This is a genomic window from Abyssibacter sp. (assembly GCF_964229365.1).
GTDB lineage: Bacteria > Pseudomonadota > Gammaproteobacteria > Nevskiales > OUC007 > Abyssibacter.
The window spans coordinates 25,532-35,714 of the sequence record NZ_CAXRDQ010000024.1 but is presented as its reverse complement, the minus strand read 5'-3'; the positions used below and the strand labels follow the sequence as shown (position 1 = coordinate 35,714).

At 62.1% G+C, this 10,183-nt stretch carries 11 protein-coding genes; 6 read left to right on the top strand and 5 right to left on the bottom strand.

Features of this window, described 5'->3' with window-relative positions; all coding sequences use genetic code 11:
• Positions 1-38: 38 nt before the first annotated feature.
• From ACE1EY_RS03670 to ACE1EY_RS03655, 4 genes are all read right to left on the bottom strand, one after another.
• Positions 39-1,349, bottom strand: coding sequence for a UDP-glucose/GDP-mannose dehydrogenase family protein (locus ACE1EY_RS03670; RefSeq protein ID WP_291513471.1), 1,311 nt, complete (start codon positions 1,347-1,349; stop codon positions 39-41).
• 482 nt (positions 1,350-1,831) lie between these two features.
• Positions 1,832-2,638, bottom strand: a complete 807-nt coding sequence (locus ACE1EY_RS03665; RefSeq protein ID WP_291513472.1) for a Crp/Fnr family transcriptional regulator — start codon at positions 2,636-2,638, stop codon at positions 1,832-1,834.
• Positions 2,639-2,826: 188 nt separating this feature from the next.
• Entirely contained in the window at positions 2,827-3,864 is a 1,038-nt protein-coding gene (locus ACE1EY_RS03660; RefSeq protein WP_370299505.1) for a sensor domain-containing diguanylate cyclase, read from the bottom strand.
• A 145-nt stretch (positions 3,865-4,009) separates the two neighbouring features.
• Positions 4,010-4,480, bottom strand: a complete 471-nt coding sequence (locus ACE1EY_RS03655; RefSeq protein ID WP_370299504.1) for a low molecular weight protein-tyrosine-phosphatase — start codon at positions 4,478-4,480, stop codon at positions 4,010-4,012.
• 242 nt (positions 4,481-4,722) lie between these two features.
• On the opposite strand from ACE1EY_RS03655, the gene ACE1EY_RS03650 reads away from it, so the two are divergent.
• From ACE1EY_RS03650 to ACE1EY_RS03625, 6 genes are all read left to right on the top strand, one after another.
• Positions 4,723-5,091: a DUF3192 domain-containing protein gene (locus ACE1EY_RS03650; protein WP_291515019.1), complete on the top strand. Its 369-nt coding sequence runs from the start codon at positions 4,723-4,725 to the stop codon at positions 5,089-5,091.
• A gap of 123 nt (positions 5,092-5,214) precedes the next feature.
• Positions 5,215-6,864 carry a phytoene desaturase family protein gene (locus ACE1EY_RS03645; protein ID WP_370299503.1) on the top strand — a complete coding sequence of 550 codons (1,650 nt, stop codon included), beginning with the start codon at positions 5,215-5,217 and terminating at the stop codon, positions 6,862-6,864.
• A gap of 55 nt (positions 6,865-6,919) precedes the next feature.
• A complete protein-coding gene (locus ACE1EY_RS03640) occupies positions 6,920-7,714 on the top strand; it encodes an alpha/beta hydrolase-fold protein (protein ID WP_291515017.1) in 795 nt (264 codons plus the stop codon).
• Positions 7,715-7,896: 182 nt separating this feature from the next.
• Positions 7,897-8,145: an acyl carrier protein gene (locus tag ACE1EY_RS03635; RefSeq protein ID WP_291515016.1), complete on the top strand. Its 249-nt coding sequence runs from the start codon at positions 7,897-7,899 to the stop codon at positions 8,143-8,145.
• A gap of 4 nt (positions 8,146-8,149) precedes the next feature.
• Positions 8,150-8,503 (top strand): hypothetical protein, encoded by a 354-nt coding sequence (locus ACE1EY_RS03630; RefSeq protein ID WP_291515015.1) that lies wholly within the window; start codon positions 8,150-8,152, stop codon positions 8,501-8,503.
• 4 nt (positions 8,504-8,507) lie between these two features.
• Positions 8,508-9,293: a glycosyltransferase family 2 protein gene (locus ACE1EY_RS03625; RefSeq protein ID WP_291515014.1), complete on the top strand. Its 786-nt coding sequence runs from the start codon at positions 8,508-8,510 to the stop codon at positions 9,291-9,293.
• Here ACE1EY_RS03625 and ACE1EY_RS03620 read toward each other — a convergent pair.
• Positions 9,262-10,170 (bottom strand): lipid A biosynthesis acyltransferase, encoded by a 909-nt coding sequence (locus ACE1EY_RS03620; RefSeq protein ID WP_370299502.1) that lies wholly within the window; start codon positions 10,168-10,170, stop codon positions 9,262-9,264. The two genes, ACE1EY_RS03625 and ACE1EY_RS03620, sit on opposite strands and share 32 nt — an antisense overlap.
• Between the last annotated feature and the right edge of the window lie 13 nt (positions 10,171-10,183).

Here is a 10,183-nt window from a genome sequence, read left to right as displayed (position 1 = left end):
GCGGGCCGCCAACACGGCCGCCCCGCGTCAGGCTGCTGTTACCAGCAGATGCCCTGGCGGGCGTGGGTGGAGGTATGCGTCATCAGGCCGACCAGATCGACGGCCTTCTTCTCCTGCGGCAAATTCTCGTAGGCGTCGACGATCATCCGATCGCGATTGCCGAGCACCATGAGATTGGAGCCGCCGATCACCTCGTCGATGTCGGGGCGCAGCAGCGAGGAGATGTGCGGGATCTTCTTGTTGATGTAATCGCGATTGGCGCCGTGCATACGGGCGTAGTCGACATTGCGATCGTAGATCGCCAGCTCGAAGCCCTTGCCAATCAGCGATTCGGCCAAGGTGACCATGGGCGATTCGCGAAGATCATCGGTATCGGCCTTGAAGCTCAGACCCAGCATGCCGACGCGGCGCTCGCCGAAGGATTCGATGATGTCCATCGCCCGATCGACCTGCTGCTGGTTGCTGCGCATGATGCCGGCGATCATCGGATGCTCGACATCCAGGCGGCCGGCGCGATGTGTCAGTGCCCGCACGTCCTTGGGCAGACAGGAGCCACCAAAGGCAAAGCCCGGCTTCATGTAGTAGTCGGAGATGTTCAGCTTGCGGTCCTGGCAGACCACTTCCATCACATCGCGACCATCGATGCCCATGCTCTTGGCGATGTTGCCGATCTCGTTCGCGAACGTGACCTTGGCGGCATGCCAGGTGTTGCAGGTGTACTTGATCATCTCGGCCACTTCGATGGGCTTGCGGATGATCGGGGCGGGCAGCGATTCGTACAGCTTGTAGAGCTGATCGCCCGACCAGGTGTCCAGCTCGCCGATCACCGTCATCGGCGGCTCGCGGTAGTCCTTGATCGCCGTGCTTTCACGCAGGAACTCCGGGTTCACGCCGATTCCGAAGCCTTCGCCGGCGCGCTTGCCGCTTTCGGCCTCGATGGTCGGAATGACGATCTGGCGCGTCGTGCCCGGCAGCACCGTGCTGCGTACCACCACCGTATGCGGCCCGTTCTTATGCTTGAGCGCGCGACCGATGTGCTCGGATACAGAGCGCACATAGCGCATGTCCAGATCACCGTTGCGCTGACTTGGCGTGCCGACACAAATCATGGACAGATCGGTGTCCCTGACAGCTGCCTCGGCGTCCGTGGTCGCCCGCAGTCGGCCAGATTCAACCTGCGCCTTGATCAGATCAGCCAGGCCCGGCTCAACAATGGGCGACTCGCCGCTGTTGATCTGGTCAACCTTGGCTTCGGAGACATCCACACCAATCACTTCGTGACCGTCTTCCGCGAAACACGCGGAGCAGACCGCCCCGACATAACCCATTCCAAAAATACTAATTCGCACGACACTCTCCTATGAGGGCAAACATTCAACTCAGGTCCCTCCCCTTCAATCGAGAGCCGATTGCCATATTCCCGCTAGTCAGCCGCAAAGCTGACTTGGCTCTTACATGGCAACCGCGGTGCCAAGTCCATTTAATTCATTATTATCAATTACTTATTCGTTACTCCCTGAGACTTATGCTGCATTGCACCCAGGAAATGGGAAAAACTGTCGCTGAGGGGCTACACCAGCCCTGCCGGCGTCCGGCAAGTGCTTTGTTTTTCAGGGATTTCCGCCTGTCTCTCCGACGCGACAGTCGTTCACACGCCACAGAACCTATGTTGTGTTCGGCCATCCCGATTCCACGTCATAGCAGCGTTTGAACCCGACACGGCCATTGCGACAAGCACAAAAAAGCCCGAGGCAGGGCCCGGGCTTTTTCGTCAAATCGTGGTTGTAGCGGTCTGCGATCGGATCGGGGGACGCGCTCCGCCGTCGCTGCGCTACTCCCCCGGCGGCTGCTCGGCCACCGGCGCATCCGGAAAACCATCCAGCATCGCCTCCGAAACGGTCAGGGCACTGGTGCCCTCGATCCAGCTGGTATCGAGCTCGAGGTACTCCTCGTTCTTGCGCGCCAACACACGCAAACGCTTGGGATCAAGTATCAAAGCCTGGCCGCGCTTGATGTCGACCACGCCCATCTCGCGCAGACGCCGGATGACCCGAGAGATATGCACCGAGGTCAGGCCAAGCGTATCCGCCAGGTGTTGCTGGGTGAGCGGCAGCTGGATTTCATGGCCGTCGACGGTGCAGGAATCCTTGAGCCGCTCCTGAATTTCGAGCAGGAAATGGCAGACGCGTGCCAGGGCATCACGCCGCCCCAGATCGAAAATACGCTCCGAGAGAATCGCCTCGCGCTGCATCGCGATCAGCACGAAGACGCCGGACAGGCGAGGGGCGTCCCGGAACATCGTGTTGAGACGGCGGCGGGGAAACGGGCAGACCGTGGTTGGCGTCACGGCGCGCAGCGTCGATAGCCGGCGGGCGAACGCCACCTCACGCGTGCCGATGATGTCGCCGGGCAAATGCACATCGATGATCTGGCATTGCCCCGTGTCATCCGCAATTTCGCTGATGCACCAGCCCTGCGACACCACGAATAGCTGATCGCAGTGGCTCGCCTGCGCGGCGATCACGTCGCCGGCGTTGAAATCGGTCGGTTGCTCTTCCAGCGAATGCAGAAACGCCTTCTCCGCATGCGAGAGACTGACGATCCGATCATAAGATTGAACAAGACAACTATCCGTCATGCCGATCCCGTGCGTTGAAACCAGTAGGTGACGGGGTCAACGCGATCGCGACCGCCTGACGAAAGACAAGGTCGAATGCGCAGTATGTCTGGACTCGGCTGAACTTCACCGCTTGCGACTGCCGCGAAACGATTCGCGCGTCCAGCCAACGACCACCGTGCCTCAGAACCGACCGCAGAACGCGGCGGCTAGTTCCGGACAGCGTCTTGTTGCGAGCTGGTGGAAGCCCCCTGCGGTGGCGGCTGCAGACGCTGCGCCGCGATGGGTCGAATGTCGACGGAGTTCCCCGTCCCCAGAAAAATATCCCGCCCCCCGCGGGCCACGAAAAGCGATGCATCAACGTATCTCTGTACCTGATCGATCGTAAGTGCCGGCGTGTCATACGCCTCGACCACCGTCCCTCCCACACTGACCGTCACGCGTCGGCTAGGAACATCGTCCCGCTGGATGTTCAGCAGCTCCACGGCCACTCGAATCTGTTCTCCCACCGCCTCGACACGCGCCTGATCGCAGCCCGGAATCACCACGGCAAATTCATCGTTCATGTAGCGCGCGACAGTAGCGCGCTCGTCCGAGACCGCGAGGACGATTGCGCGGGCGATGTCCTGCAGGCAACGATCCCCATCGGTCTCGCCGTAGGCATCGTTGAACGCTTCGAAAAAATCGATATCGATGCGTAGCAGAGCAAACGGCCGATCCGCCGCGTCATCCGATGCCCACAGGGCGGTCAGGGCCTCGTTGAAGGCACGCCGGTTAGCGACTTCGGTCAAGGGGTCGGTGTAAAGCTTGGAGCGCATCTCGTCGTGGCGGGAATCCACGGCATGGACGCGCCGTTCCAGTTCACGCTGCGCCAGCACCTGCTCGGTCACATCGTTCTGAATCCCAAGAAAATGCGTCATCTCGCCATCGGCATTGCGAACCGGCGAAATACTCAACTCATTCCAGAAGCGGGTGCCGTTCTTTCTGCGGTTCTCCACCGTCACCCGACAATGCGCGCCGTCAACCAACGCATCGCGCAATTGGTCCAGTTCGGGCTGGCGCTCCAACCCCGCATTCAGCAGGCGGCAATCCTCGCCAACCACCTCGTCCGCGCTATAGCCCGTCATGCGCTCGAACGCAGGGTTCACAAAGACAATGGGCCGACAACCCGACGCACCAACTTCGGTGATCACGACGCTATCTGCCGAGTCCTGCAATGCGCGCATCAGAACATTGACATCCAGCATCCCTGCCTCCCTCTGTTGGCGTTCGGGCAATGTGAACGAGCGTGCCCCCACAGACCAGAACATAAGTTAAGGAAACACTGATCCATTCACGCCGCCAAGTTGCCACCTCAAGATCAGCGCCGCGCCGCAGGAAAAATACCGGTTTTCAGCCCCTGGCCAGCAGCGCCGCCGCCAGCCCCTGCGCGCCTTCGGTCACGTCGCGCCAAGTCGTGTCGAATCCCGAGGAATCCCCGTAATAGGGATCGGCAACCGGCTCACCGGCACGATCGGGCACGTGATCCAGCAGCAAGCTCAGCTCGGCCGTCGCATCGACCGGCTGGAGCTTGCGCAGGTCCAGCAGGTTGAAGTCATCAAGCGCGATGATATGAGTAAACTGGTTAAAATCCGCGTCTTCGACCTGCCGGCCCCGGTAGCTGGAAATGTCGATGCCGTGTCGTGCTGCAACCGTCTGGGCGCGGCGATCGGGCGGTGCCCCGATATGCCAATGCCCGGTCCCGGCGGAATCCACCTTCGCGCTCAGGCCAACACGCTGACACTCGGCACGAAAGGCCGCCTCGGCCAATGGCGAACGGCAGATGTTTCCCAAACAGACGAAGAGCACGGCGGGCTGTTGCATCAGGCGATTTCAGCGGGAAATCCGCCGCGCATCAAGTCCGCGAGCCGCCGGCGAGGCGTTGTCGCGATGGTTTGCGGCGGAGGCGGTTAAATTCACCGAATATCGGCCTAGTTGCCCCCAACATTTGGTCGGCTGGGCATCAGCTTGGCGCGGCTAACGTATAACTGATTGTTATTTATCAACTTTTTGATCTGGCATGGGGCATGCTCTGATCACCGCAACACTCACTCAAGCGAGCTTTCATGAAAACCTTGATTCTTCCCTTCGCCGCGGCCGGCCTGTTGATGACCTCCGGTTGTGTGCTGAGCATCGGCGGCGACGATCACGACGCCTATGACCACACCAGCGTTCGCGCGCAGGAGCGCAGCAATCGTGACTACATCAGCAGCATTTCGATGGGCACGCCATCGACTGCCGTGGTGACGCATCTGGGCATCCCGGATTTCACGGACGTGTTCAAGGGCGAGCAGGGCGAATACCGAATTCTGCGCTACCGCACGCACCGTACCGATGCAGACGGCGACACCACCCGCGACGAGACCACTCCACTGGTGTTCCTCAACGGCCATCTCGTTGGCGTGGGTGAGCAGGCCATTACGCGACTGCAGTAAGCCTATAGCCGGGTCGCGCAGCAGCGGCTGCCCCAAACCCGAGGCGCGACAGTGCGGACCGGCCGGTTCGCGCTGTCGAACCAGACGTTATGATCATGCTCATACAGCGCTGGAGCAGACCTCATGAAACGAGTCGGACGCCGTTATCGGCCACAACGCGTCGACGAGCATTACGACGTGATCGTCATCGGTTCCGGCATCGGCGGGTTGGCGAATGCGGCCCTGCTCAGTCGCCTCGGACGCCGAGTCTGCGTGCTTGAGCAGCACTACACGGCCGGCGGATTCACCCACACCTACGAGCGCAACGGCTACGAGTGGGATGTTGGGGTGCATTACATCGGCGAGGTCCACAAACCTTACTCGCCGCTGCGCCGAATCTTCGACGTGATCTCCGATGGCCAGCTGCAATGGGCGCAGATGGACGACACCTACGATCGCATCATCATCGGTGGTGAACGCTACGACTTTCGCGTCGGGCGCGAACAGTTTGCCGACGACCTCAAAGCCCGCTTTCCCGAAGAAGCCGATGCCATCGACCGCTACGTGGACCTCGTGGTGCGTGTCGCCGGCTCCATGCGCAACTTCTTCACGGGCCAGGCGCTGTCGCCCGGCATGAACTGGCTGTACCGGCTGATCCGCGACCAGCGCGTGCCCAAGGAATGCACGATGACGGTCCGCGAGGTGCTGGAATCGCTCACCCAGAACCAGCAGTTGATCGGCGTACTCACCGGTCAATGGGGCGACTATGGCATGCCGCCGGCCGAGGCGACGTTCCTGATGCATGCGTCGGTGGCCAAGCACTATTTCAGCGGCGGCTGCTATCCGGTCGGCGGCTCATGGAAAATCGCCGACACCATTGTTCCGGTCATCCGCGCCAGCGGCGGCGAAGTGTTCACCTACGCTGAGGTCGCCGAAATTCTGGTGGAGAAAGGCGCGGCAACCGGCGTGCGTATGGCCGACGGCCATGTGATCCACGCCGGACGGGTCGTCAGCAGTGCGGGGGCCCGCAACACCTTCGAAAAGCTGCTGCCCGAAGCCGAGCGCGGCCGGCTGGGCGTCTCTGACAAGATGCAATCGGTGCGGCCTTCGGCCTCGCATATCTGCCTGTACGCGGGTTTCAAGGGAACCGCCGAAGAACTGGGACTGCCGCGCACCAACCTCTGGGTGTACCCCAGCGCGGAGCACGAGCAAAACCTGGCCCGTTTCGAGGCCGACCAGAACCAGCCGCTACCGCTGGTTTATATCTCGTTTCCATCGGCGAAGGACCCGGACTGGATTAACCATTATCCGGACAAGAGCACCGTGGAGGTCATCTCGCTGGGTCCATACGCCTGGTTCGAGCAATGGCGGGAGACCACCTGGAACCAGCGCGGCGACGACTACGACAGTTTCAAGACCCAGCTGTCGGACCGGCTGCTGGAAGCGCTGTTCGAGCAGATGCCGCAACTGCGCGACGCGCTGGACTACTTCGAGCTGTCCACGCCGCTGTCCACCGAATGGTTCAACTTTTACGACCAGGGCGAGATCTACGGCCTGGACCACGACCCCGAGCGCTTCCGTCAGCGCTGGCTGCACCCCGTGACCCCGGTCAAGAACCTCTACCTGACGGGTCAGGATGTGGTCACCGCAGGGGTGGGCGGCGCCTTGATGGGCGGCGTCCTGACCACGGGAGCCATGCTCGGCCTGCAGCAACGCAAGCTGTGGCAGCTGCTCAAGGACTGGCAGCCCCCGGCCGGCGACGATCCGCACCGCCTGCAGAGCAAACCGGCATGACATCAGCGGCACGACAAGCCCACCAGCAGCGTGTAGGCCGATGGTTCCAGCAATCGTGAAACGACATCCGGTGCGATTCGGCTTGCTGGCGGTCGTGCTGGCGACCCTGGTTCTCGCGGCCTGCCTGGTCTCCAGACAGCTGCCGGACGGCCCCATTCCGACGGAGACCTACGCCGCGCTCAGCGGCAAGGCCGATGGTCCGGTCGTCGTCGTGCTGCCCGGCATTCAGGACGACATGGAGAGCTTCAAGGCATCGGGCATTGTCGAGCAGATCCAACAAGCCAACGCGGATGCCACCGTCATCCTGGCGGCCGCCGAATTCGGTTACTACATGGACCGCAGCCTGCTCGAACGCCTGCAACGCGAGATCATCAATCCTGCGGTCGTGGCGGGGCATTCTGAATTCTGGATGGCGGGCGCGTCGCTGGGCGGCTTCGGCGCATTGCTATACGAGCGTGCGCACCCCGAGTTCCTGACCGGGCTGGTTCTGATGGCCCCGTTCACCGGCCGCAAGGAACTGGCGAAGAACATCGCCAAGGCGGGCGGCCTGGCCCAATGGCAACCGGGCCCCGCACCGTCGGTCATCCACCCGGACGATGTGCCGTACGAAGTCTGGCGCATGCTCAAGCAATTCACCCAGCAACCAGAGCGCGCCGCGCGCCTGTGGCTGATCTGTGGGCGCGACGACAAGTTTTATCTGGCGGCACAACAAATTGCCGGGGTGATTCCCGACTCGCATTACGTCGAGCCCGACGGCGGACACAAGTGGAAGGTTTGGGCACCGGCGGCCGGCGAGGTGTTCAGCCGCATCTTCCAGAACGCGCCGGATTCCGCCGGACCGCCGGACTAGACGCTCATCGCCCAACTTACGCATGGCGCCGTTCACCGGTACACTACGCGCCGAAGGGCGCACGCTGTTCGGTCGCGACCAGGGAAGCGACATCGTGCTGCACCGCCAGGTGCCTTCGAATCCTTCCGTCCCGCGCTCTCGGCGCGGGGCCCTACGTGCCAGCCCATCGCTTTAGATCATCAATGAAATCGCAGGAAGATATCTTTTCGACGCTCCAGCAGCTGTTCGAAGAACTGTTCGAAATCGAACCCGAGAAAGTCACGCCGCAGGCCCGGTTGTATGAGGACCTCGACATCGACAGTATCGACGCCGTCGATCTGGTCGTGCGCCTGAAGGAGATCACCGGCAAGGCGGTCGAGCCGGAACAGTTCAAAAGCGTGCGTACCGTGCAGGACATCGTCGACGCCGTTGACGAGATGATCAGCGCCTGATCCCGTGGCCGACGGACAGCCGATCGAACCGGTCGAACTGGACCGCAGCGGCGATGGCGCCCTGCGTCGCTATCAGCTCCGCATTCCGACCGACCTGGCGTATTTCGCCGGCCATTTCACGCAAGCGCCGATCGTCCCCGGTGTCGCCCTCACGCATTGGGCGATCCGGCGGGCCTGCGCGGCATTCGGCCACGAGCCGAAAGTCGCCAGTATCGCGAATCTCAAGTTTCATCATGTGCTGATGCCTGACGACACCGTGACACTGGAACTGGCCGACAACGCCGAGGCCGCTTCCACCCGGTTCAGCTACGCGTGTCACGAAACGCTTTATGCCAGTGGCCGCATCAACTGGCGCTGACGGGATGCCACATATCAGCCCCGATGCGGACGCGTTTCGCCCCTGCATCGTCATTCCGGTGTTCAACCATGGTGGCGCAATCGCCGGCGTCATCGATCGACTGCGCTCGTTCGGCCTCCCCTGCTGGCTGATCGACGATGGCAGCTCGGCTGACTGCGCAACGATTCTCGATGCGCTGGCGGGTGCCGAATCCAGCTGGGTACATCTCGAACGGCTGCCGCTCAACCAGGGCAAGGGCGCCGCGTTCCGCCATGGCCTGGCCTGCGCCGAGCAGGCGGGCTTTACCCATGTGTTGCAAATCGATGCCGATGGCCAGCACGACCCCGCCGACCTGCCGAAGCTGCTGGAACAAAGCCGACTGCATCCGGAAGCCGTGGTCACCGGAGTGCCGATTTACGATGACTCGGTCCCCAGGTTGCGTTTGTACGGGCGCTACCTGACGCATGTCTGGGTGTGGATTAACACCGCGTCGCTGCAGATTCAGGATTCGATGTGCGGCTTCCGACTCTATCCGGTGCCCTCGACCAGCCAGCTGATGCGGCAATGCCGGATCGGCAACCGCATGGAGTTCGACACCGACATCATCGTTCACGCCTACTGGGACGGCGCGCAAATCATTAGCGTGCCCACCCGTGTCCGTTATCCGGAAGACGGCGTTTCGCACTTTCGCATGCTGCGCGACAACGCCCGCATCTCGTTCATGCATGCCCGGCTGTTTGTCATCATGCTGTGGCGACGAATGGGCCTTGGCCCGGCGATCAAGCCCTGGACCAGTACGGGTAAAAATTGAACCAGTTGTAGGGATTGCGCCGGGCATGCGCCTCGATCCGGTCCAGATACCCCTGCGCCTGTAGCTGCACGAAATCCATGCGCTGACGCGAGCCGATGGCCTCCCCGCCTGGATGAAGCAGTTCGAACGACACCCGATAGCGATTGGCGCCTTCGTAGGTACACAGGCCAAGAATCACCGGCACCCGCAGGACAGCCGCCAGCAGCCACGGGGTGGCCGGCACCCGCACGGCGCGATCGAACAGCCGGCAGTCGACGCTGCGCTCCTGTGCGCTGTTGACGCGATCGGCCATGAGGCCGACGACATCGCCTTCCGCAACTGCTTCGCGGATGCGCAAGCCCAGCTCATTGGCCGCCTGCGATGAATCGATGATGGCGTCCAGAAACGCCGGATTAACCGCCCGCAGCGCCTTGTTCAGCGCCTCGCTATGCGACAAGTCCATCAGGATGCGCAGGGAAAACGCATCCTCCCGCTGCTCGGCCGCCACGCGCATGGCATCGAAACTGCCGAAATGGGCGCTGAGCAACAAGGCCCCGCGGCCGGATTCCAGAATCGGATCAAATAGTTCGGCGCCATCCACCCTCACGTCGAACGCGGCCGTGCGGCCAGCATAAAAATAAAGCCGGTCCAGAATGGTGGCGGCGAAATAGAAAAAATGTCGCCACTGGTCGCCCCAGCGCACGGGCCGCCGCAACGCGACGCGCAGAAAATCTCGCGACGCCCGCCGGGCTGCGCGACCGGTCAGCAGGAAATACGCGACAATCGGCCACAGCACACAGCGGGTGGCGGGGCGCCCCAGACGCACACCGAACCAGAACACGGATCGAATCCAGAACCCGCTGCCCCGCTCTTGGTAAGATCTCCACTGTTCGCTCACGCGACACTCTGTT

Bases quoted from the DNA above. Each gene is read 5' to 3' on its own strand.
- ACE1EY_RS03665 (WP_291513472.1), bottom strand. From the start codon at position 2,638: ATGACGGATAGTTGTCTTGTTCAATCTTATGATCGGATCGTCAGTCTC.
- ACE1EY_RS03645 (WP_370299503.1), top strand. From the start codon at position 5,215: ATGAAACGAGTCGGACGCCGTTATCGGCCACAACGCGTCGACGAGCAT.
- ACE1EY_RS03660 (WP_370299505.1), bottom strand. From the start codon at position 3,864: ATGCTGGATGTCAATGTTCTGATGCGCGCATTGCAGGACTCGGCAGAT.
- ACE1EY_RS03625 (WP_291515014.1), top strand. From the start codon at position 8,508: ATGCCACATATCAGCCCCGATGCGGACGCGTTTCGCCCCTGCATCGTC.
- ACE1EY_RS03655 (WP_370299504.1), bottom strand. From the start codon at position 4,480: ATGCAACAGCCCGCCGTGCTCTTCGTCTGTTTGGGAAACATCTGCCGT.
- ACE1EY_RS03650 (WP_291515019.1), top strand. From the start codon at position 4,723: ATGAAAACCTTGATTCTTCCCTTCGCCGCGGCCGGCCTGTTGATGACC.
- ACE1EY_RS03635 (WP_291515016.1), top strand. From the start codon at position 7,897: ATGAAATCGCAGGAAGATATCTTTTCGACGCTCCAGCAGCTGTTCGAA.